Annotated in this window: 21 protein-coding genes and 1 pseudogene; 16 read left to right on the top strand and 6 right to left on the bottom strand. The window is 72.1% G+C overall.

Annotation, left to right across the window (positions count from 1 at the left end; translation table 11 throughout):
• Positions 1–32: 32 nt before the first annotated feature.
• A pseudogene (locus OG782_RS30330) lies at positions 33–780 on the top strand (SAM-dependent methyltransferase).
• Positions 781–810: 30 nt separating this feature from the next.
• On the opposite strand, the gene OG782_RS30325 reads toward OG782_RS30330, so the two are convergent.
• Entirely contained in the window at positions 811–2037 is a 1227-nt protein-coding gene (locus OG782_RS30325; RefSeq protein ID WP_406456373.1) for an acetyl-CoA C-acetyltransferase, read from the bottom strand.
• Between the two features lie 115 nt (positions 2038–2152).
• Complete coding sequence (locus tag OG782_RS30320) at positions 2153–3067, bottom strand: LysR family transcriptional regulator (RefSeq protein ID WP_406456371.1); 915 nt, start codon at positions 3065–3067, stop codon at positions 2153–2155.
• A gap of 174 nt (positions 3068–3241) precedes the next feature.
• Here OG782_RS30320 and OG782_RS30315 point away from each other — a divergent pair, with 174 nt between their 5' ends.
• The 3 genes from OG782_RS30315 to OG782_RS30305 all read left to right on the top strand — a co-directional run bounded on the left by OG782_RS30315 (position 3242) and on the right by OG782_RS30305 (position 6666).
• Complete coding sequence (locus tag OG782_RS30315; RefSeq protein ID WP_406456369.1) at positions 3242–4201, top strand: CoA transferase subunit A; 960 nt, start codon at positions 3242–3244, stop codon at positions 4199–4201.
• A 53-nt stretch (positions 4202–4254) separates the two neighbouring features.
• Positions 4255–5031: a CoA-transferase subunit beta gene (locus OG782_RS30310; protein ID WP_406456368.1), complete on the top strand. Its 777-nt coding sequence runs from the start codon at positions 4255–4257 to the stop codon at positions 5029–5031.
• A 63-nt stretch (positions 5032–5094) separates the two neighbouring features.
• Positions 5095–6666 carry a 3-hydroxyacyl-CoA dehydrogenase gene (locus OG782_RS30305; RefSeq protein WP_406456366.1) on the top strand — a complete coding sequence of 524 codons (1572 nt, stop codon included), beginning with the start codon at positions 5095–5097 and terminating at the stop codon, positions 6664–6666.
• A 23-nt stretch (positions 6667–6689) separates the two neighbouring features.
• Here OG782_RS30305 and OG782_RS30300 read toward each other — a convergent pair whose 3' ends face one another.
• Both OG782_RS30300 and OG782_RS30295 read right to left on the bottom strand, forming a co-directional pair.
• Positions 6690–7277 (bottom strand): hypothetical protein, encoded by a 588-nt coding sequence (locus OG782_RS30300; protein WP_406456364.1) that lies wholly within the window; start codon positions 7275–7277, stop codon positions 6690–6692.
• On the bottom strand, positions 7274–7969 hold the full coding sequence (locus tag OG782_RS30295; RefSeq protein WP_406456362.1) for a hypothetical protein: 696 nt from the start codon (positions 7967–7969) through the stop codon (positions 7274–7276). Before OG782_RS30295 ends, OG782_RS30300 begins: the two co-directional genes overlap by 4 nt.
• A 107-nt stretch (positions 7970–8076) precedes the next feature.
• Between OG782_RS30295 and OG782_RS30290 the strand changes: the two genes are divergently transcribed.
• Positions 8077–8520, top strand: a complete 444-nt coding sequence (locus OG782_RS30290; RefSeq protein WP_406456360.1) for a VOC family protein — start codon at positions 8077–8079, stop codon at positions 8518–8520.
• Positions 8521–8578: 58 nt separating this feature from the next.
• Here the strand turns inward: OG782_RS30290 and OG782_RS30285 are convergent, their stop codons facing one another.
• Positions 8579–9277, bottom strand: coding sequence for a DUF6597 domain-containing transcriptional factor (locus OG782_RS30285; protein ID WP_406456358.1), 699 nt, complete (start codon positions 9275–9277; stop codon positions 8579–8581).
• Positions 9278–9370: 93 nt separating this feature from the next.
• Here OG782_RS30285 and OG782_RS30280 point away from each other — a divergent pair, with 93 nt between their 5' ends.
• The gene (locus OG782_RS30280; RefSeq protein ID WP_406456356.1) at positions 9371–9757 is read left to right on the top strand and encodes a CU044_2847 family protein; all 387 of its coding nucleotides are present in this window, start codon (positions 9371–9373) and stop codon (positions 9755–9757) included.
• A 9-nt stretch (positions 9758–9766) separates the two neighbouring features.
• Here the strand turns inward: OG782_RS30280 and OG782_RS30275 are convergent, their stop codons facing one another.
• On the bottom strand, positions 9767–10927 hold the full coding sequence (locus tag OG782_RS30275) for a YihY/virulence factor BrkB family protein (protein WP_406456354.1): 1161 nt from the start codon (positions 10925–10927) through the stop codon (positions 9767–9769).
• 17 nt (positions 10928–10944) lie between these two features.
• Between OG782_RS30275 and OG782_RS30270 the strand changes: the two genes are divergently transcribed.
• From OG782_RS30270 to OG782_RS30225, 10 genes are all read left to right on the top strand, one after another.
• Positions 10945–12582: an acyl-CoA dehydrogenase family protein gene (locus tag OG782_RS30270; protein ID WP_406456352.1), complete on the top strand. Its 1638-nt coding sequence runs from the start codon at positions 10945–10947 to the stop codon at positions 12580–12582.
• 361 nt (positions 12583–12943) lie between these two features.
• Positions 12944–14134, top strand: coding sequence for a GAF domain-containing protein (locus OG782_RS30265; RefSeq protein ID WP_406459348.1), 1191 nt, complete (start codon positions 12944–12946; stop codon positions 14132–14134).
• A 60-nt stretch (positions 14135–14194) separates the two neighbouring features.
• Positions 14195–14803, top strand: coding sequence for a GNAT family N-acetyltransferase (locus OG782_RS30260; RefSeq protein WP_406456350.1), 609 nt, complete (start codon positions 14195–14197; stop codon positions 14801–14803).
• A gap of 170 nt (positions 14804–14973) precedes the next feature.
• The gene (locus tag OG782_RS30255) at positions 14974–15057 is read left to right on the top strand and encodes a putative leader peptide (protein WP_309486338.1); all 84 of its coding nucleotides are present in this window, start codon (positions 14974–14976) and stop codon (positions 15055–15057) included.
• A 115-nt stretch (positions 15058–15172) separates the two neighbouring features.
• A complete protein-coding gene (locus OG782_RS30250; RefSeq protein WP_406456348.1) occupies positions 15173–16870 on the top strand; it encodes a nitrite/sulfite reductase in 1698 nt (565 codons plus the stop codon).
• Positions 16867–17046: a hypothetical protein gene (locus OG782_RS30245; protein ID WP_406456346.1), complete on the top strand. Its 180-nt coding sequence runs from the start codon at positions 16867–16869 to the stop codon at positions 17044–17046. Before OG782_RS30250 ends, OG782_RS30245 begins: the two co-directional genes overlap by 4 nt.
• On the top strand, positions 17043–17759 hold the full coding sequence (locus tag OG782_RS30240; RefSeq protein WP_406456344.1) for a phosphoadenylyl-sulfate reductase: 717 nt from the start codon (positions 17043–17045) through the stop codon (positions 17757–17759). The genes OG782_RS30245 and OG782_RS30240 overlap by 4 nt, the downstream gene beginning before the upstream one ends.
• Positions 17759–18328: an adenylyl-sulfate kinase gene (gene cysC, locus OG782_RS30235; RefSeq protein ID WP_406456342.1), complete on the top strand. Its 570-nt coding sequence runs from the start codon at positions 17759–17761 to the stop codon at positions 18326–18328. Before OG782_RS30240 ends, cysC begins: the two co-directional genes overlap by 1 nt.
• Positions 18325–19260, top strand: a complete 936-nt coding sequence (gene cysD / locus OG782_RS30230; protein WP_406456340.1) for a sulfate adenylyltransferase subunit CysD — start codon at positions 18325–18327, stop codon at positions 19258–19260. The genes cysC and cysD overlap by 4 nt, the downstream gene beginning before the upstream one ends.
• A 1-nt stretch (position 19261) precedes the next feature.
• The gene (locus tag OG782_RS30225; RefSeq protein WP_406456338.1) at positions 19262–20596 is read left to right on the top strand and encodes a sulfate adenylyltransferase subunit 1; all 1335 of its coding nucleotides are present in this window, start codon (positions 19262–19264) and stop codon (positions 20594–20596) included.
• The last annotated feature ends 81 nt before the right edge of the window (positions 20597–20677 follow it).

The following is a 20677-nucleotide window of genomic DNA, read 5'->3' as shown; positions in this document are numbered from 1 at the left end:
ACGGGGACGCCGGGGCGGCCTGGCTTCCCGGCGTGGACCTTCCCCGTGTCTTCACCATCCGCGAGAGCAGCCATCGCGTGCACAACCCGTTCACCGAGGCGGATCTGGCCACCCTGGGCAGGGCCCTGCGCCTGGCTCCCGGGACCCGGATCCCCGACCTCGCCTGCGGCACCGGCGAACTGCTCTGCACCTGGGCGCGCGATCACGGCACGACCGGGACGGGCGTCGACATCAGCACCGTCTTCCTCGGTACGGCCCGGGAACGGGCGGCCGAGCTGGGGGTGGCCGACCGGGTCGGCTTCGTGCACGGCGACGCGTCCGGCCATGTCGCCGACGCCCCCGTCGACCTCGCCGCGTGCATCGGCGCCACCTGGATCGGCGGCGGGGTGACCGGCACGGTCGGGCTGCTGGACCGCTCGGTGAGGCCCGGCGCCATGCTGCTGATCGGTGAGCCGTACTGGCGCAGGGAGCCGCCGGACCTCACAGCCGTGGAGGCCTGTCACACATCGGAACGGGACCAGTACTTCGCCCTGCCCGAACTCCTCGAGCACTTCGGGGAGCTCGGGCTGGGACGTGGTGGAGATGGTGCTCGCCGACCAGCAGGGCTGGGACCGGTACGTCGCGGCGCAGTGGTTCAACATCCGCCGGTGGCTGGACGCGAACCCCGACGACGAGCTGGCCGATGAGCTGCGGGCGGAGCCGGCCGCCGGCCCCGCACGGCACGTCCGCTACCAGCGCGAGTATCTGGGGTGGGGCGTGTTCGCCCTGATGAAGCGCTGATCCACGGGGCCGCCGGGGCGCCGGCAGGCCTCAGACCGCGATGCGCTCGAAGACCGCGGCGAGGCCCTGGCCGCCGCCGATGCACATGGTCTCCAGGCCGTAGCGCGCTTCGCGGCGGTGCAGTTCCCTGGTGAGGGTGGCGAGGATGCGGGCGCCGGTGGCGCCGACGGGGTGGCCGAGCGAGACGCCGGAGCCGTTGACGTTGATCCGCTCCTCGTGGTCCTTCTCGCCGAGGCCCAGTTCGCGGGTGCAGGCCAGCACCTGGGCGGCGAAGGCCTCGTTCAGCTCGATCAGGTCGAGGTCGGCGAGCGTGAGTCCGGCGCGGTCGAGCGCGGCGCGGGTGGCCGGGACGGGGCCGATGCCCATGGTGGCCGCGGGCACGCCCGCGCGGGCGAAGGAGACCAGACGCACCAGCGGGGTGAGGCCGAGGCGTTCGGCGGTGGCGGCACTGGTCACCAGGCAGGCGGCGGCCGCGTCGTTCTGGCCGCTGGCGTTGCCCGCGGTGACCGTGGCCTCCGGGTCGGACTTGCCCATGATCGGGCGGAGCGCGGCGAGCTGTTCGGCGGTGGTGTCGGGGCGGGGGTGCTCATCGGCGGTGACCACCGTCTCGCCCTTGCGCGTCTTCACGGTGACGGGGACGGTCTCCGCGTCGTACCACCCCTCGGCCGCCGCCCGGCCGGCGCGCTGCTGCGAGCGCAGGGCCAGGGCGTCCTGGTCGGCGCGGCTGATGCCGTACTCACGGCGGAGGTTCTCCGCGGTCTCGATCATTCCGCCGGGGACGGGGTGGCTGACGCCGCCCGCGGTGACCCGGCCCCGGGCGAGCGAGTCGTGGAGCTGGAGGCCCGGGCCCTTGATGCCCCAGCGGCCGTCGTGCGTGTAGTAGGGGGCGGCGCTCATCACGTCGACACCGCCGGCGATCACCACCTCGCTGAACCCGGCCCTGATCTGCATCGCCGCGTCGAGGACGGCCTGGAGCCCGGAGCCGCAGCGGCGGTCGGTCTGGATGCCGGTGACGGACTGCGGGAGCCCGGCGTCCAGGGCGGCGACCCGGCCGATGGCGGGGGCGTCGGAGGACGGGTAGGCGTGTCCGAGGATCACCTCGTCGACGCGGTCCGGGTCGACTCCGGTGCGGGCGACGACCTCGGCGATGACGCGGGCGGCGAGGGACGCCGGCGTCTGCCCGGCGAACGCTCCGCCGAAGCGGCCGATGGGGGTGCGCAGCGGTTCGCAGATCACGACATCGTTCTGGTCGGGCACGGCGGACCCTTTCCGGGGCGGGGGCAGAAGGTGACAAGGGTGTGGGACGACCTTCGCACCCGGCGACTGAGTCGGTCCAATATCCGGTTACCCCTGATTCAAGACGTGGTGCGTCTCAATGGGGCGGGCGGCTCAGCGGGGCCGGGGTGGGCAGCGCGGTCTCCGCGACGGCGAGCACACTGCGCAGGGCCGCCGACGGGTTGTCGGCCCGCCAGGCCAGCGCGGCCTGGCGTCTGATCGGGGGCCCGGCGAGGGGCCGGTAGACGAGGCCGCTCTGCTGGATGTGCTGGACGGAGGTGACGGTCAGGGTCACCCCGACACCGGCGGCGACCAGGGCCAGGATCGTGTACGAGTCGGGCGCCTCCTGCACCACCCGCGGATTGAACCCGGCGGCCTCGCAGGCCTCGACCATCGCGTCGCGCACGGTGGAGCCCGTGTTCGCGGGGAACGAGACGAACGGTTCCCCGGCCAGCACATCGATCGGAACGCTCTCCCGCGCGGCGAGCGGATGGTCGGAGGGCAGCGCGCACACCAGTTCCTCCTCGTCGATCACTCGATAGCTCACGCCCGGCTGTGTCACGGGCAGCCGTACGAAGCCGAGGTCGAGCGAGCCGTCCGCGACCCGGGCGAGCGCGACATTGGCGTAGGTCTGGCCCGTCATGACGAGTTCGATCGCGGGGTGGGCGGCGCGCACCGCCCGGGTGAGCCGGGGCAGCGTCTCGTGGCTGGAGGCGCCCGCGAAACCGATGCTGACCCGCCCGTACTCGCCGCGGCCGGCCGCCTTCGCGGCCCGTACCGCCTCGTCCAGGTCGTCGAGCACGGTCCGCACCGGCTGGAGGAAGGACTCCCCCGCGCTGGTGAGCCGCACCGAGCGGGTGTTGCGCTCGAAGAGCTGGACCCCCAGCTCCTTCTCCAGCCGGCGGATCTGCTGGCTCAGCGGCGGCTGGGCCATCTGCAGCCGCTTGGCGGCCCGGCCGAAGTGCAGCTCCTCGGCCACGGCGACGAACGCGGACAGATGACGCAGCTCCATGCCCGTCCCCTCTTCTCAGCCGTTCTGCGCACCAGTTCTCCGCACCGGTATCGACAGAATTGATTGATAGAACGTCTCGGTCCGAGCTTAATTTGGTATTGGACAGCAATCAATGGCCGCTGGCACCGTGGGACGACGCGCCCGCGCACGTACCCGCAGAGGAGCACCGTGGCCATGACGGACCGGAAAGACACGACGGGCCGGAAGGACAAGACGATGCCGATGAAGGCGGCGATCGCCTCCTTCGTCCACGACGGTGCCACCGTCTGCCTCGAAGGCTTCACCCATCTCATCCCGACCGCCGCGGGGCACGAGATCATCCGCCAGGGCCGCCGCGGTCTCACCGTCGTACGGATGACCGCGGACATCGTCGTGGACCAGATGATCGCCGCGGGCTGCGTGACCCGGCTGGTCTCCTCCTTCGTGGGCAACTCCTCGGCCGGTTCGCTCGGTGAGCTCCGCCGCCGGGTGGAGAGCGCGGACCCGGCGCCGCTGGCCTTCGAGGAGTACAGCCACTACGGAATGATCTGCCGCTATCTCGCCGGTTCGCAGCGGCTGCCGTTCTACCCGCTGCGCTCCTACGGCGGCAGCGATCTGCCCTCGGTCAACAGTGAGCTGCGCAAGGTCACTTCGCCGTACCCCGGACCCGACGGCGAGCCCGAGCAGATCTACGTCGTACCGCCCGTCAACCCGGACGTGACGATCATCCACGCCCAGCGCGCCGACCGGAGCGGCAACACCCAGATCTGGGGGCTGACCGGCGTCCAGGCCGAGGCGGTGTACGCGGCGGACAAGGCGGTCGTCGTCGTGGAGGAGATCGTCGGCGACGAGGTGATCCGCTCCGACCCCAACCGCACGCTCGTCCCCGCCCACGCGGTCGACGCGGTCGTCCACTGCCCGCGCGGGGCGCACCCCTCGTTCGCGCAGGGGTACTACGACCGGGACAACGCCTTCTACCGGGCCTGGTCCCACATCAGCAAGGACCCGCAGCGGCTCCAGGACTGGCTGGACGAATGGGTGCGCGGCACGGCGGACCACGCGGAGTACGTCGACAAGCTGGGCGAGGAGTTCTGGGCCGGGCTCGCGGTCGGCGAGGCGCTGAGCGAGCCGGTGAACTACGGGCGGCGGCTGTGAGCGCATCGTCGCTCCGTACGTTTGCGCCCACCGGACACGAGAAGGAACGGGTCATGACCACCACCGCACCGGGCACGATCACCTCGTCCGAACTGCTCTCCGTCGTCGCCTCCCGTGAACTGGCCGCGCGCCGCACGGTGTTCGCCGGGATCGGCCTGCCGACGCTCGCCACCGAACTGGCCCGTCTGACGGTCGCCCCGGACATCGAGGTGGTGTACGAGTCCGGGGTCTGCGGCGCCCACCCCTCGCACCTGCCCGAGACCATCGCCGACGCGGTCCTGATCACGGGGGCGGAGGCGGTGATCCCGATGCCCCTGCTCTTCGGCTGCGTGCTGCAGGGCGGCCATATCGACGTCGGCTTCCTCGGCGCCGCGCAGATCGACCGCTGGGGCAACCTCAACACCTCGGTGATCGGCGACTGGGACAGCCCGTCGGTGCGGCTGCCCGGCTCGGGCGGCGGCGTCGAGGTGATGGCCAACTCCCGCGAGGTGTTCGTGGTGATGCGCCGTCACCACCCGCGCTCCTTCACGGCGGAGCTCGACTTCTGCACCACCCCCGGCCCGGACCGCGCGCTCGCCGAGGGCATCCGCCCGCTGGGCGCCGGCGTCACCCGGGTCATCACCGAGCTGGGCATCATGGCCCGCGAGGGTGTGGGCGAGGAGCTGCGGCTGGTCGCCGTCCAGCCCGGTGTCACCGTCGAGCAGGTACGGGCCGCGACCGGCTGGGACCTGCGGATCGCCGACACGGTCGGCGAGGTGGCGCCCCCGACCGAGGAAGAACTGCGGCTGCTGCGCGAGGATGTCGACCCGGACCGGGTGTACCTGCGCTGAACCGCACGATTCGCAGGGTCCGCAGGATCCGTCCGTCCGCCCTCTCGAAAGGCCGTAACTGCCATGCGTATCAGGATCGTCGGAGCCGGAGCCATGGGCCGCGGCATCGCCCAGTGGGCGGCCGTCGCCGGACACACCGTCGAGCTGGGCGACGTGCGGACGGAGGCGGTGGCGGAGGCGGCCGGCTTCGTACGGTCCATGCTGGAGCGGGCCGTGCAGAAGGGCCGGATGTCCGCCGCGGACGCGGCCGCCGCCCTGGACCGGCTGATCCCGCTGGACGACCCGTGGGCCGACGGCCCGGATGTCGAGCTGGCGGTCGAGGCCGTACGGGAGGACCTCGCCACCAAGACGGACGTCTTCGGCAGGCTGGAACAGGCGCTGCCCGCCTCGGCCGTGTTCGCGACCAACACCTCCTCGCTCTCGGTGACCCGGATCGCCGCCGGGCTGAAGGACCCGACGCGCCTGGCCGGGCTGCACTTCTTCAACCCCGTTCCGCTGATGCGGATCGTCGAGGTGGTGCCCGGCGCCGCCACCCGCCCGCAGATCCCGCCGCTGCTGACGGCGCTCGTGGAGAGCTGCGGACACCGTGCGGTGACGGTCGCCGACACCCCGGGCTTCCTGGTCAACCACGCCGGGCGCGGACTGGTCACGGAGGCGCTGGCCCTGCTGGAGGAGTCGGTCGGCGATCCGGCGGACATCGACCGGATCGCGAGGGACGTGCTGGGGCTGCGGATGGGCCCGTTCGAGCTGATGGACCTCACCGGCCTCGATGTGACCGCCGCGGTCATCGACTCGATCTGGGAGGGCTTCCGCCACGAGGACCGGCTCCGTCCCTCCTATCTGACCCCGAACCGCGTGGCGGCCGGGCTGCACGGCCGCAAGACGGGGCGCGGCTGGTTCGCGTACGGCCCCGGGGCCGCCGCACCCGCGCCCCAGGCGCCGGTCACCGGCGACGCGGACCGGCCGGTGCACGTCGTGGCCGCGTCCCCGGCCGGGGAGGACGACGCCGCCGCGCTCCGCGAGGGGCTGACCGCGGCGGGCGCCACCGTCGGGACCGGTCCACGGCCGTCCGGCGAAGCCCTGGTCCTGGTTCCGGTCTGGGGCACCACGGTCGCCTCGGCGGTCGCCGCGCACGGGCTGCCCGCGGGCCGCACCTTCGGGGTGGACCCGCTGCCGGCGGCCGGGCGGCGCCGGGTGCTGGCCGTGACCCCGGCCGCGGCTCCTGCGGCGGCGCGGGACGCCCGCGCGGTGCTGGCGCGGGCGTCGGACGGCGGCGAGCCGTTCGCGGTGTCGGTGGTACGGGACACGGCGGGCTCGGTCGCACAGCGGCTGCTCGCGTCGATCGTGTCGGTGTCGGCCTCGATCGCGGAACGCGCCCTGGCCGCCCCGGCCGATATCGACCTGGCGGTCACGACCGGTCTCGGCTATCCGGTCGGCCCGCTGGCCTGGGGCGACCGGATCGGTGCGGCCCGGATGCTGGAGCTGCACCGGGCGCTGCACGCGACGACGGGCGACCCGCGCCACCGCCCGACCCGCTGGGTCACCGAACGCGCCGCGCTCGGCCTGGCCCTGACGGACCCGGGCACGTCCCCGGCGGACTGCGTGGACGGCAGGGAAGAGACCGTCAACAGCTGAGGAGGCGGGGCCCGGAACCCCGCTCAGCCCCCGAGCGGTACCAGCGCCGACAGCACCGCCGCCGTCACCGACCTGATCCCGAGCGCCCACGCACCGGGCCGCCTGGCCGGCATCCGCCGGCCGGGCGGGTCCGCCGGATCCCGCTGCCGGGCCCGGCGGACCCACTCCCCGGGCGGATGCGGCGCAGCCATCACCCGCCAGGGCTGCCCGGGGTCCCACTCGACGGCCATCGACCGTTTACTGCCTGCTTCCCGCACGTCCAGCGGGTGCAGCAGCTTCACCCGGAACGGCTCCAGGCCCTCGGGCACAACCGTGATGTCGCAAGCGAACGTGGTGCCGGGCCGGCCCGGGTCTCCCGATGTCCGTCCGGGCGCCTTGTGCACCGCCCGGACGCCATGGACCACCGAGGGTGCGAATGCCCGGGGGCGTCCCGTCCGCAGGCCCGGCGCGATGCCCGCCCGCGACACCCTGGTGAGCAGATCGACGACGGCCAGGACCGTGGCGTTCAGTCCGAGGAGCAGCAGCCACCTCGGGCCGTCGACGGCCCCCTGCACCAGTGCGGTCACCGCGCCCCCGGCGAACAGGCCCAGCAGAGCGGTCGGCGGGTTCACGGCATCCCCTTCCGCGGTGTGGAGACGCGGCTGCTCGACGCCTCGCCGGGGCGTCGCGCGTCGTACAGAACGACCGCCGGGCGTCCCAGCGCGTACTGGCCGACGACGGCCGGGAACTCGTGGCGCACTCCGTCCTCGTCCTCGAACCGCGCGACGACCCTGCCCCGCCTGCGTCCCACCCGGCTCCAGTCCCGGAGCTCCGCGTCGGCCGTGGCCAGCCGGCGGCCGAGCCGCAGCCGGTGCAGCCCGTTGGTCCGGCGCAGACTGCTCACGGCCCCCCACACGGCGGCCAGCGCGAAGACTCCGGCGGCGGTCCAGGAGAGGGTGATCCAGTCCGCGACGGTGAACCAGCCCACCAGCCACTCCGCGGACTCGTCCGCCCCGACGTCCCCGGCGTCCACGGCCGCCTGCCAGCCCGCCCCGAATCCGGCGGCGGCGAGCGCGAGGGCCACGCCCGGCGCGGCCCGGTGCAGATAGCGCCGGGACATCAGCGCCAGGGCCGCCACGACCGCCGCTCCCATCAGCGGCGCACCGGCCGCCATCTCGTTCGTGCCACAGTCCGATTCGCCGCAGCTCCACATCACGCGCGTGCTCTCGGCCGAAGTGGCGTGGAAGAGCATCCACACCTGCCAGGCCACCAGCGCGCAGGCCACCACCAGCGGTGCCTGCGCGGCAAGCCGTCCCCGTGCCATTCCTGTCCGCCCCTCGATCCCTCGCCGCCCGGACGGTCTTTCGAGTCGGTGCCCGCCCCACCGGAAATCTATGTCACGGGCCGGACATCGCCCGAGGTGGGCGGGACATGACCGATTCGTTCAAGACCGTGGGCCGGCTCCCGGCCTACGGTCGGACCATGACTCCACGACTCGACGCGATCGGCATCACCACCGCGGATCTGGCCGCATCGCTCGCCTTCTACCGCCGGCTCGGCCTCGACATCCCCGCCGGCGCGGAATCCGCACCCCATGTCGAAGTGACGCTCCCGGGCGGGCAGCGCCTGCTGTGGGACACCGAGTCCGTCGTCCGCTCCTTCGACCCGGAATGGGCCGGGGCAAACGGCGGGGAGCGGCTCGGGCTCGCCTTCCTCTGCGACAGTCCGGCGGAGGTCGACGCCGTCTACGACGAGCTGACCGGCGCCGGGTACCGGGGCCATCTGAAGCCGTGGGACGCCGTGTGGGGGCAGCGCTACGCGGTGGTGCTCGACCCGGACGGATGCGCGGTGTCGCTGTTCGCCGCGGCCGGCTGAGGGTGCGCTCCGGGCGCGGTCCCGGTGCCGCTGTTCGCCGCGTCGGCTGAGGCGGCGCTCAGGGCTCGGCGAAGTACGCGGTGAGGGTGGTGCCGGCCAGTTCGCGCATCTCCCGCGCGAGATGTGCCTGGTCGGCGCAGCCCGCCCCGGCCGCGGCGTCGGCGTACGGCGTCCCGGACCGTACGAGAGCCAGCGCCCGCTGGAGGCGGAGCACCCGGGCGAGCGTCTTGGGGCCGTATCCGAAGGCGGTCAGGGAACGGCGGTGCAGCTGGCGGGCGCCGAGTCCGACCGCCTGAGCCGTCTGCGCGACGGTGCGTCCGCCGGCCAGCTGCGCCGCGACGGACCGCATCGCCGGGTCCGGCGGCGCGGCGGCGGCCGCCCGGCGAACGGCGATGTCCTCCAGGGCCGCCGCCGGGTCGACGGCCCCGGCAACGCGCTCGGTGAGCTCGCGGACCAGCGGGCCCGGCCACAGCTCGGCGAGTGCGACCCGGCGGTCGCGCAGTTCGTGCGCCGGTACGCCCAGCAGGGCGGGCGCGGTGCCGGGGGCGAAGCGGATGCCCGTGAACGTGCCGCCGCCCGTGCCGGCCGGGGGTTCGGCGTGGGTGTCGGGGCCCGCGACGAGCAGCCGGCCGCCGATCCAGAGCAGGTCCATACAGCCGTCGGGCAGTACCGGATGGACCGAGCCCCGCGGCACGGTCAGGGTCCAGACCTTCGCACCGTCCAGCCGCGACACGCGCTCTTCGTACCTGTCGCCCATGGCACTAGTCTCGTCGACGGACACGACGCAATGCGCAACGACGGCCGGAGTCACGGCCGTATCGACGGGCGGAACCGGCATCCGGGGGCGGTCATGGCGGCACTGATGGAGTTCACCACCGAGAGCGGCGCGACGGTGACGGTGGAGGTCGACCGTCACGTTCCCGGTGCGCAGCTGGTCGCGCGCGACGGCCATGCGCTGGCCCGGGCGGAGCGCACCTTCGACAGCGCGCTCCAGGGGATCCGGTCGGCGGCCGAGTCGGCGCTGGCGGTGTTCCGGGACGGCACCCTGAAGCCGGACGGGGTGGAGCTCGAATTCGGTGTGAAGATCACGTCCGAGGCCGGGGCGGTCATCGCGAAGAGCGCGCTGGAGGGCCATCTGACGATCAAGCTCTCGTGGTCGCCCGGCGCGTCCGCCGAGGCACCGCCTGCCCCGGCGCCGGCCGCGGCGCCGGCCCCCGGAGTTCCGCCCGCCGTCTGACCGCCGTTCTCACTCGCCGTGCGGCTGCGGCTTGTCCGTCTCCTTCTCGCGGCTCGGCTGCAACCGGGACTTCACATCGTCCGGCGGCAGGAACCGCGACCACCGTTCGGGGAACTCGGACGGCATGTACGGGCTGTCGCCGTCGTCCATGTCGTCGTCCGGCCCGCCGTCCCAGCTCTCCGCCTGGGTGCGGGCCACGAACTCGGCCGCCTGGACCGCGCGCACCCGGTCGTTGGCCGCACGGGCCGCGGCGGTCGCCACCGAGGGCCACACCCGGTCGATGGCCGCGTTGACCGCCGCCCCCACCAGCACCGCGAAAGCGGAGATGCCGATCCACAGCAGCACCGCGATCGGGGCGGCCAGCGATCCGTAGATCGTGGGGCCCTCGACCGTACTGGTGAGGTAGATCCGCAGCACGAAGCTGCCGAGCACCCACATCGCCAGCGCCATCAGGGCGCCCGGCATGTCCTCGATCCATGGCGACCGGACGGGCACGGACACGTGGTACAGCGTGGTGAGGAAGGAGATCGACAGCAGGATCACCAGGGGCCAGTACAGGACGCTGATGACCTCGGTGCCCCAGGGGATGAACTCCACGACCCGGTCGGGGCCGACCACGAGCAGCGGCAGGACCACCGCGCCCAGCAGCAGCGCCACCACGTACAGGAGGAAGGCGAGCATCCGGGTCTTGACGATGCCGCGCTGGCCGTCGAGTCCGTACATGACGGTGATGGTGTCGATGAAGACGTTGACCGCGCGGGAGCCGGACCAGAGCGCGATCGCGAAACCGATCGAGATGACGTCGGGCCGGGCCCCGGTGGTGACGTCCTCCAGGAGCGGCTTGGCGAAGTCGTTGACGCCCCGCTGGGAGAGCACGGTCTGTGCGGCGCCGAGGATGTTGCGCTCGATGGAGGCGACCGTGGTGGTGCTGGTCCACTCGTCGACGTAACCGAGCAGACCGATCAGTCCGAGCAGCAGGGGCGGCAGGGACAGCAGGGTGAAGAACGCCGCCTCGGCCGCGAGTCCCAGAATGCGGTACTCCATGCACGAGTTGACGGTGTCCTTGAGCAACTGCCAGGCCAGCTGCCGCTTGGAGACGTTGCGGTAGAGGACTCGGGCCCGGTGGAGCCGGCCCGGTGGCCGCTCGGGTGTTTCATTTGCTGCCTGCACGTCCTTACCGTATCGGCATGGCAGCCACCACCCACACCGTGTCCAACCAGGTCCCTCCCCTCCTCGGCTACGACGTCTTCGACGCGGACCGGGTCCTCACCGAAGCAGTGGAGCGGCACCTTCCTCCGGAGCTGCTCGACGGGGCCCTGGACGGGCTCTCCGAACTCGGCCGGGCCGCCGGTTCGGCCCAGGTCCAGAAGTGGGGGGCGCAGGCGAACGAGAACCCGCCGAGGCTGCGCACCCACGACCGCTACGGGCACCGCGTCGACGAGGTGGAGTTCCATCCGGCCTGGCACCGGCTGCTGGGCCACGCGGTCTCGGCGGGCCTGACCGACGCCTGGGACCGGCCCGGCGGGCATGTGCGCCGGGCGGCGGGCTTCCTGGTGTCGACGCAGGCCGAGGCGGGCCACGGCTGCCCGCTGTCGATGACGCATGCGGCGGTGCCCTCCCTGCGCACCGATCCGGCCCTGGCCGCCGAGTGGGAGCCGCTGCTGACCTCGCACGTGTACGAGCAGGGGCTGCGGCCGGCCGGGCAGAAGGCCGGGGCACTGCTCGGGATGGGCATGACGGAGAAGCAGGGCGGTACGGACGTACGGTCCAGCACGACGCGCGCCGAGCCCCTGTCCGGCGAGGGCGAGTACCTGCTCACCGGGCACAAGTGGTTCTGCTCGGCCCCGATGTCCGACGGGTTCCTGGTGCTGGCGCAGGCACCCGGCGGGCTGACCTGCTTCCTGCTGCCCCGGGTGCTGCCGGACGGCACCCGCAACGGGTTCGCGATCCAGCGCCTCAAGGACAAGCTGGGCAACCGGTCCAACGCCTCGGCCGAGGTCGAGTTCGACGGTACGTGGGCCCGGCGGGTCGGTGAGGAGGGGCGCGGGGTGCGCACGATCATCGGCATGGTGGCGGCGACCCGGCTGGACTGTGTGACCGGCTCGGCGGCGCTGATGCGGCAGGCGGTGGCGCAGGCGGTGCACCACGCCACGTACCGCAGCGCGTTCGGCGGGGTGCTGGTCGACAAGCCGCTGATGCGCAATGTGCTGGCCGACATGGCGCTGGAGTCGGAGGCGGCGACGGCCTTGGCGATGCGGCTGGCGGCCGCTTACGACGCCGGGTCCGAGAGCGAGTCGGCGTTCCTGCGGATCGCGGTGCCGACGGCGAAGTACTGGGTGACGAAGCGGTGCACGCCGCTGGTGGGCGAGGCGCTCGAGTGCCTCGGCGGCAACGGGTACGTGGAGGAGTCGGGAATGCCCCGGCTGCTGCGCGAGGCGCCGCTCAACTCGGTCTGGGAGGGCTCGGGCAACGTACAGGCGCTCGATGTGCTGCGGGCCCTGCAGCGCGAGCCGCTGGCGTTCGACGCGTTTCTCCAGGAGGTGGGCAGGGCGCGCGGCGCCGACCACCGGCTCGACCGGGCCATCAAGGACCTGCTGACGGAGCTCGCCGATCTGCAGGGGATCGAGGCACGGGCCCGCCGGCTCGTGGAGCGGATGGCGCTGGTGCTTCAGGGTTCGCTGCTGGTGCGCTGGGCTCCGCCGGAGGTGGCCGACGCGTTCTGCGCGTCACGGCTGGGCGGTGACTGGGGCTCGGCGTTCGGGACGCTGCCGCACACCCTGGACCTGGCGTCGGTCGTGGAACGGGCCCGGCCCGTGGAGCGTTGACCCGGAAGGGTTCCGAGCAGCAACAGGGGGTGGTGCTGCGCCGACACGGCACCACCCCCCATGCTGTACACACCGGACTTCGGGGACGAATCCCCGCCGTCCGGTGTATCGCCACTCTTGTACGGTCGAAGGGCCGTCGCCAGAGTTGCAGAGGGTTGCAACCATTGTGTGGAGTTGCGGTGCCGGGGCACCCGCGGCGGCAGGATGGACGCGGCGGCCCTTGGCACGGTCCCGGCACCGGCACGGCACTGGCACCTAGGGGGAATCCGACGTGGAGACAGGTCCTGTCGATGTGAGGCGGCTCGCCGCGCAGGAGTCCGACCGCGCCACGCGCCTGCTCCACCGGGCCCGCGAGGCGCGGATGGCGGGCGACAGGATGCCGGTCCGGCCACGGGCCGAGATCGGGGCCTCGTGGGACCGGGTGCTGCGCAGCGGCATCGATCCCGAACAGTCCACCGAGAGCGTCCTGCTGGAGCTGGAGGAGATCGAGCACCGGCGCCGCAGTTCCACGCTGGGCGAGGTGATGCCGCTGCTCAGCGACGGTCTGGTGAGCATCGCGGACGCCTCGCAGCAGATCATGGTGGTCACCGATCTGGACGGCCGCGTGCTGTGGCGCCAGGGCAACCCGGGGATTCTGCGCCGGGCCGACGACATCTGTCTGGCCGAGGGCGCCGCCTGGTCGGAGGAGATCACGGGCACCAACGCGATCGGCACGGCCCTCGCATCGCGCGCCCCGGTGCAGGTGCACTCCGCGGAGCACTTCGTGCGCAGTCTGCACGGGTGGACGTGCGCGGCGGCCCCGGTGCGCGATCCGCGCGACGGCCGGCTGATGGGGATCGTCGACATCAGCGGACCGGCGGCCACCTTCCATCCCACGACGCTCGCCCTGGTCGGTTCGGTGGCCCGGCTGGCCGAGAGCGAGATCAGGACCCGGCATCTGGAGTCGATCGACCGGCTGCGCTCGGTGGCGGCGCCGATGCTGTGCCGGCTGGGGGGCCGGGCGCTGGCGGTGGACAGCAACGGCTGGCTGGCCGCGGTCACCGGGATGCCGCCGGTGGACCGGCTGCCGCTGCCGAAGTCGCTGCAGCCGGGCCGGGTGTGGCTGCCGTCGCTCGGGATGTGCCGGGTGGAGCCGCTGCCGGGCGGCTGGCTGGTGCAGGTGGCGGACGGGGCGATGGACAGCCCGCCCCGCCGGGTGGTGCTCGATCTGAGCCTGCCGCGCGGTCTCGCGGTGAACGTGGTGAGCCCGGTGGGCACCTGGACGCAGCGCCTCTCGCCGCGCCATGCCGAGCTGCTGTACGCGCTGGCCCTGCACCGCGAGGGGCGCACCGCGTCCGAGCTGGCGGAGGACCTCTTCGGCGATCCGACCAGGACGGTGACGGTCCGGGCCGAGATCTCCCGGCTGCGGCGCCATCTCGCGGAGGTGCTGGAGCACCGCCCGTACCGCTTCGGCGAGGGGGTCGAGGTGGAGGTGATCCATCCGGAGCACCCCGGTGATCTGCTGCCGCGGTCGAAGGCTCCGGTGGTGGTCGCTGCGCGCGGCCTGCCCTGAATGGCGTTCTCGCAGGTCCCGGCTTGGGCCGGGAGTGAAGGACATGGTTTTCTGGCGGTCATGAGCAACCCCGAGCGTCCCGCCGAGCCCACCGTCGCCGAGGTGACCGTCTGGTCCCTGGAGCAGACCTCCCCCGACGACCTGAGGCCCTCCGCCGTGCCGGAGCCGGACGTGCGGATCGTACGGTCCGAGGTGCCGCTGCCCGAGTTCAGCCGGTTCCTCTATACCGCGGTCGGCGGTGACATCCAGTGGACGGACCGGCTGCCGATGACGTACGCGCAGTGGCAGGAGGCGCTGGAGCGGCCCGGTGCGGAGACCTGGGTGGCGTACGTGAACGGGACGCCGGCCGGATACATCGAGCTGGACCCGCAGGACGACGGCGTGGTCGAGATCATGTACTTCGGCCTGATCCCGGCCTTCCGCGGGCGCCGGATCGGCGGGCATCTGCTCTCGTACGGCACGGCGCGCGCCTGGGACCTGGCCCAGCGGTGGCCCGGGCGGCCCGCGACGAAGCGGGTGTGGGTGCACACCTGTTCCAAGGACGGGCCGCACGCCATGGACAACTATCTGCGCCGCGGCTTCCGGCTCTTCGACACCAGGACCGAGCTGGAACCCGATGTCACCACCCCCGGTCCGTGGCCGGAATCCGGCCGCACGCTGTTGCCGTAGCCGGCCGGGAAATCTCGCGTAAGAAATGCACACGGTTGTCCGGGTTTCCGGGGAACCCGGCGCCCGTCACTGAAGTGACGGGCGCCACATTGTCTCACCTGTCGGGACAGTCTCGTCCACATCATGGATAGTGGTGGACTGCCCCGAGATCCCCGTGACACGCTTCCGTCATGTCTGGAACTGGAATTGCCTTGGTGAGTCGACGCCACGTCGACCTCGGCCGCATGTCCAGCGCCATCTGTCCGGCGAGCTGAGAGTTCCAGCACCGCCGCGATCCCCCTTTTCTCTGCAATCCCTGCGCACCGCCGCGCCCAGACGCGAGTGTGCAGTTCAGAGCCGCCCTCCTGCAGTCCCGAAGGACGTACTGTCATGGCCGCTACCCCGGAACAGCCTGCGCCCGCCACGCCCCGCCGCAAGGCAGGACGCCACCGTGGCGAAGGCCAGTGGGCCCTGGGGCACTACACCCCCCTCAACGGCAATGAGCAGTTCAAGAAGGACGACGACAGTCTCAATGTGCGGTCGCGCATCGAGACGATCTACTCCAAGCGCGGGTTCGACTCCATCGACCCCAACGACCTTCGCGGGCGCATGCGTTGGTGGGGCCTGTACACGCAGCGCAAGCCCGGGATCGACGGCGGCAAGACCGCTGTGCTGGAGCCGGAGGAGCTGGACGACCGCTACTTCATGCTCCGGGTCCGCATCGACGGCGGCCGGCTGACGACGGCTCAGCTCCGGGCGATCGGTGAGGTCTCGCACGAATACGCGCGGGGCACCGCCGACATCACCGACCGGCAGAACATCCAGCTGCACTGGATCCGCATCGAGGACGTCCCGGCCATCTGGCAGAAGCTGGAGGCCGTCGGCCTGTCCACGACCGAGGCCTGCGGCGACTGTCCCCGCGTGATCATCGGTTCCCCGGTGGCGGGGATCGCCGCCGACGAGATCATCGACGGGACCCCGGCGGTCGACGAGATCCACGACCGCTACATCGGCAGCAAGGAATTCTCGAACCTGCCGCGCAAGTTCAAGACCGCGATCTCCGGCTCGCCCGTGCAGGACGTGGTCCACGAGATCAATGACATCGCCTTCGTCGGCGTCGTCCACCCCGAGCACGGACCCGGCTTCGACCTCTGGGTCGGCGGCGGGCTCTCCACCAACCCGCGGCTGGCCGAACGGCTCGGCGCCTGGGTGCCGTTGGACGAGGTCGCCGATGTCTGGGCCGGTGTCGTCGGGATCTTCCGCGACTACGGCTACCGGCGGCTGCGCACCCGCGCCCGGCTGAAGTTCCTGATGGCCGACTGGGGCCCCGAGAGGTTCCGCCAGGTGCTGGAGGACGAGTACCTCAAGCGCGCGCTGCTGGACGGTCCCGCGCCCGCTGAGCCCAGCAGCCGGTGGCGCGACCACATCGGTGTCCACCAGCAGCAGGACGGCCGGTTCTACGTGGGCTTCGCGCCCCGGGTCGGACGCGTCGACGGCTCCACCCTGGCGAAGATCGCCGATCTCGCGGAGGCGCACGGCTCCGGCCGGGTGCGTACCACCGTCGAGCAGAAGATGATCGTCCTCGATGTGGAGCAGGACCAGGTGGAGTCCCTCTCCGCCGGTCTCGAGGAGCTCGGCTTCCAGGTGAGGCCGTCCTCCTTCCGCCGCGGCACGATGGCCTGCACCGGCATCGAGTACTGCAAGCTGGCGATCGTCGAGACGAAGGCGCGCGGCGCCGCGCTCATCGACGAACTGGAGCGCCGCCTGCCGGAGTTCGACGAGCCGCTCACCATCAACATCAACGGCTGCCCCAACGCCTGCGCCCGCATCCAGACCGCGGACATCGGCCTCAAGGGCCAGCTCATGCTGGACGAGGAGGGCAACCAGGTGGAGGGCTACCAGGTGCACCTCGGAGGCGCACTCGGCCTGGAGGCCGGCTTCGGCCGCAAGGTCCGCGGCCTGAAGGTCACATCCGCCGAACTGCCCGACTACGTCGAGCGGGTCCTCGGGAACTTCCAGAAGGAGCGCGAGGACGACGAGCGCTTCGCGGCCTGGGCCGCGCGGGCCAGTGCGGAGTCGCTGTCATGAGCGAGCGCGCCGCACCGTTCCACTGCCCGTACTGCGGCGACGAGGATCTGCGCCCGCACGAGAGCGGGCACGGCGCCTGGGAATGCGCCTCCTGCAACCGAGCGTTCCAGCTGAAGTTCCTGGGCCTGCTGACCCGGGGAGTGAAGCGCAACGACGTTGAAGGGGACGGGATATGACGGACACCCTGCAGACCGGCAACCTCACCGCGACGGAACTCCGGGAGCTGGCCGAGCACGCGGGCCGGGAGCTGGAGAACGCCTCCGCGCTGGAGATCCTCCAGTGGGCGACCGCGACCTTCGGCAAGCGGTTCTGTGTCACCTCGTCGATGGAGGACGCCGTCGTCGCCCACCTCGCCTCCCGGGCCCTGCCCGGGGTGGATGTGATCTTCCTCGACACCGGCTACCACTTCCCCGAGACGATCGGCACCCGCGACGCGGTGGAGGCGGTGATGGACGTCAACGTCATCACCCTGACCCCGCGGCAGACCGTGGCCGAGCAGGACGCCGAGTACGGCGCGCAACTGCACGACCGCGACCCGGACCTGTGCTGCAAGCTGCGCAAGGTCACGCCCCTGGAGGAGGGACTGACCTCGTACACGGCCTGGGCCACCGGGCTGCGCCGCGACGAATCCCCCACCCGGGCGAACACCCCGGTGGTCGGCTGGGACGAGAAGCGCCAGAAGGTCAAGATCTCGCCGATCGCCCGCTGGACCCAGGACGACGTCGACGCCTACGTCGCCGAGCACGGGATTCTCACCAACCCGCTGCTGATGGACGGTTACACCTCCGTAGGCTGTGCCCCGTGCACCCGGCGGGTGCTGGAGGGCGAGGACGCACGGGCCGGCCGCTGGGCCGGGCGCGGCAAGACCGAGTGCGGGCTGCACAGCTGATGACGACTGATCAGGAGAATTCGATGAGCGTGACGGAGACGGGAGCCACCGTCTGGCTGACCGGTCTGCCGAGCGCCGGCAAGACCACCATCGCGTACGAACTCGCCGGCCGGCTGCGCGGCGAGGGCCACCGGGTCGAGGTGCTCGACGGCGACGAGATCCGGGAGTTCCTCTCCGCGGGCCTCGGCTTCTCCCGCGAGGACCGGCACACCAACGTGCAGCGGATCGGCTTCGTCGCCGAACTGCTGGCGGCCAACGGCGTGAAGGTGCTTGTCCCGGTCATCGCCCCGTACGCGGACAGCCGGGACGCGGTCCGCAAGCGCCACCTCGCCGAGGGCACCGCCTATCTGGAGGTGCACGTCGCCACTCCGGTCGAGGTGTGCTCGGAACGCGATGTGAAGGGGCTCTACGCCAAGCAGGCGGCGGGCGAGATCAGCGGGCTGACCGGGGTGGACGACCCCTACGAGGCTCCCGAGTCGCCCGACCTGCGGATCGAGTCGCACCGCCAGACCGTGCAGGAGTCCGCGGCGGAGCTGTACACGCTGCTGAGCGAGAGGGGTGCAGCGTGACCACCGTCGCGACTGTGTCGGAAGGCACCGCCAATCCGTACGCACTCAGCCACCTGGACTCCCTGGAGTCCGAGGCGGTGCACATCTTCCGTGAGGTGGCGGGAGAGTTCGAGCGGCCGGTGATCCTGTTCTCCGGCGGCAAGGACTCGATCCTGATGCTGCACCTGGCGCTCAAGGCGTTCGCGCCCGCGCCGGTGCCGTTCACCCTGCTGCACGTGGACACCGGGCACAACTTCCCCGAGGTCCTGGAGTACCGCGACCGCACGGTCGCCGAGCACGGGCTGCGCCTCCATGTCGCCTCCGTGCAGGAGTACATCGACGCCGGGAAGCTCCGTGAGCGCCCCGACGGCACCCGCAACCCGCTGCAGACCGTGCCGCTGACCGAGGCGATCCAGCAGCACCGCTTCGACGCCGTGTTCGGCGGCGGCCGCCGCGACGAGGAGAAGGCGCGCGCCAAGGAGCGGGTCTTCTCGCTGCGCGACGAGTTCTCCCAGTGGGACCCGCGGCGCCAGCGCCCCGAGCTGTGGCAGCTGTACAACGGCCGGCACGCCGCCGGCGAGCACGTCCGGGTGTTCCCGATCTCCAACTGGACCGAGCTCGACGTGTGGCAGTACATCGAGCGCGAGGGGATCGAGCTCCCGGAGATCTACTTCGCCCACGAGCGCGAGGTCTTCAACCGTTCCGGCATGTGGCTGACCGCGGGCGACTGGGGCGGCCCCAAGGAGCACGAGCGGACCGAGACCCGTCAGGTGCGCTACCGCACGGTCGGCGACATGTCCTGCACCGGCGCCGTCGACTCCGACGCCACCACGCTGGACGCCGTCATCACCGAGATCGCCGCCTCCCGGCTCACCGAGCGGGGCGCGACGCGCGCCGACGACAAGATGTCCGAGGCCGCGATGGAAGACCGTAAGCGCGAGGGGTACTTCTAAGATGACCACCACAACCGAGCAGTTGTCGGCCACCACCCTGCTGCGGTTCGCCACCGCGGGGTCCGTCGACGACGGCAAGTCCACCCTCGTGGGACGCCTTCTGCACGACTCCAAGTCGGTCCTCACCGACCAGCTGGAGGCGGTCGAGGCCGCTTCCCTCAGCCGTGGCCAGGAGACGCCGGACCTGGCGCTGCTGACCGACGGGCTGCGGGCCGAGCGCGAGCAGGGCATCACCATCGATGTCGCCTACCGCTACTTCGCCACCACCCGGCGCCGGTTCATCCTCGCCGACACCCCGGGCCATGTGCAGTACACCCGCAACATGGTGACGGGCGCCTCCACGGCCGAGCTCGCCGTCGTCCTGGTCGACGCCCGCAACGGTGTCGTCGAGCAGACCCGCCGGCACGCCGCCGTCGCCGCGCTGCTGCGCGTCCCGCACGTGGTGCTGGCCGTCAACAAGATGGACCTGGTCGACTACGCGGAGCCGGTGTTCGCCGCCATAGCCGAGGAGTTCACCGCGTACGCGGCCTCCCTCGGCGTCCCGGAGATCACCACGATCCCGATCTCCGCACTGGCCGGCGACAACGTCGTGGAGCCGTCGGCGCACATGGACTGGTACGGCGGCCCGACCGTCCTGGAGCACCTGGAGACGGTCCCGGTCAGCCACGACCTCACCGGCTGCCACGCCCGCTTCCCCGTCCAGTACGTGATCCGGCCGCAGACCGCCGAGCACCCCGACTACCGGGGCTACGCGGGCCAGATCGCCGCCGGTGTGTTCCGGGTCGGCGAGCCCGTCACCGTGTTGCCCTCGGGCCGCACCTCGACGATCGCCGGAATCGACCTGCTCGGTGACAGCGTGGACATCGCCTGGGCCCCCCAGTCGGTGACCGTGCGGCTGGCCGACGACATCGACGTCTCGCGCGGCGACCTGATCGCCCCGGCCGACGACGCGCCCGCGGTCACCCAGGACGTGGAGGCGACGGTCTGCCACGTCGCGGACCAGCCGCTCACCGTGGGCCAGCGGGTGCTGATCAAGCACACCACCCGCACGGTCAAGGCGATCGTCAAGGACATCCCGTCGCGCCTCACCCTGGACGACCTCTCGCAGCACCCGGCCCCCGGGCAGCTCGTCGCCAACGACATCGGCCGGGTCGTGGTCCGCACCGCCGAGCCGCTCGCGCTCGACGCGTACGCCGACTCGCGCCGCACCGGCTCCTTCCTGCTGATCGACCCGGCGGACGGCACCACGCTCTCGGCCGGCATGGCGGGCGCCTCCTTCGACGCGGTGACGCAGGTTCAGGCGCCGGCGGACGACGACGCCGAGTGGGACTTCTGATGAGCACCGACATCTTCTCGACCTTCGCGAAGGAGGGCGGCCGGGTCGGCAGCGGCGCCCTCGGCAGCGGCCAGGGCGGGG

Origin of the sequence: Streptomyces sp. NBC_00876 (assembly GCF_045207435.1) — a bacterium.
GTDB lineage: Bacteria > Actinomycetota > Actinomycetes > Streptomycetales > Streptomycetaceae > Streptomyces.
The sequence above is the reverse complement of the archived record's forward strand: the minus strand, read 5'-3'. Positions and strand labels throughout refer to the sequence as shown.

What these genes read in the sequence shown, in the direction of transcription:
- OG782_RS30260 (WP_406456350.1), top strand. Translation starts at nt 14,195, where the DNA reads ATGAGCAACCCCGAGCGTCCCGCCGAGCCCACCGTCGCCGAGGTGACC.
- OG782_RS30315 (WP_406456369.1), top strand. Translation starts at nt 3,242, where the DNA reads ATGACGGACCGGAAAGACACGACGGGCCGGAAGGACAAGACGATGCCG.
- OG782_RS30240 (WP_406456344.1), top strand. Translation starts at nt 17,043, where the DNA reads ATGACGGACACCCTGCAGACCGGCAACCTCACCGCGACGGAACTCCGG.
- OG782_RS30270 (WP_406456352.1), top strand. Translation starts at nt 10,945, where the DNA reads ATGGCAGCCACCACCCACACCGTGTCCAACCAGGTCCCTCCCCTCCTC.
- OG782_RS30305 (WP_406456366.1), top strand. Translation starts at nt 5,095, where the DNA reads ATGCGTATCAGGATCGTCGGAGCCGGAGCCATGGGCCGCGGCATCGCC.
- OG782_RS30225 (WP_406456338.1), top strand. Translation starts at nt 19,262, where the DNA reads ATGACCACCACAACCGAGCAGTTGTCGGCCACCACCCTGCTGCGGTTC.
- OG782_RS30310 (WP_406456368.1), top strand. Translation starts at nt 4,255, where the DNA reads ATGACCACCACCGCACCGGGCACGATCACCTCGTCCGAACTGCTCTCC.
- OG782_RS30285 (WP_406456358.1), bottom strand. Translation starts at nt 9,277, where the DNA reads ATGGGCGACAGGTACGAAGAGCGCGTGTCGCGGCTGGACGGTGCGAAG.
- OG782_RS30295 (WP_406456362.1), bottom strand. Translation starts at nt 7,969, where the DNA reads ATGGCACGGGGACGGCTTGCCGCGCAGGCACCGCTGGTGGTGGCCTGC.
- OG782_RS30265 (WP_406459348.1), top strand. Translation starts at nt 12,944, where the DNA reads ATGGCGGGCGACAGGATGCCGGTCCGGCCACGGGCCGAGATCGGGGCC.
- OG782_RS30255 (WP_309486338.1), top strand. Translation starts at nt 14,974, where the DNA reads ATGTCTGGAACTGGAATTGCCTTGGTGAGTCGACGCCACGTCGACCTC.
- OG782_RS30290 (WP_406456360.1), top strand. Translation starts at nt 8,077, where the DNA reads ATGACCGATTCGTTCAAGACCGTGGGCCGGCTCCCGGCCTACGGTCGG.
- OG782_RS30320 (WP_406456371.1), bottom strand. Translation starts at nt 3,067, where the DNA reads ATGGAGCTGCGTCATCTGTCCGCGTTCGTCGCCGTGGCCGAGGAGCTG.
- OG782_RS30280 (WP_406456356.1), top strand. Translation starts at nt 9,371, where the DNA reads ATGGCGGCACTGATGGAGTTCACCACCGAGAGCGGCGCGACGGTGACG.
- OG782_RS30245 (WP_406456346.1), top strand. Translation starts at nt 16,867, where the DNA reads ATGAGCGAGCGCGCCGCACCGTTCCACTGCCCGTACTGCGGCGACGAG.
- OG782_RS30250 (WP_406456348.1), top strand. Translation starts at nt 15,173, where the DNA reads ATGGCCGCTACCCCGGAACAGCCTGCGCCCGCCACGCCCCGCCGCAAG.
- cysC (WP_406456342.1), top strand. Translation starts at nt 17,759, where the DNA reads ATGACGACTGATCAGGAGAATTCGATGAGCGTGACGGAGACGGGAGCC.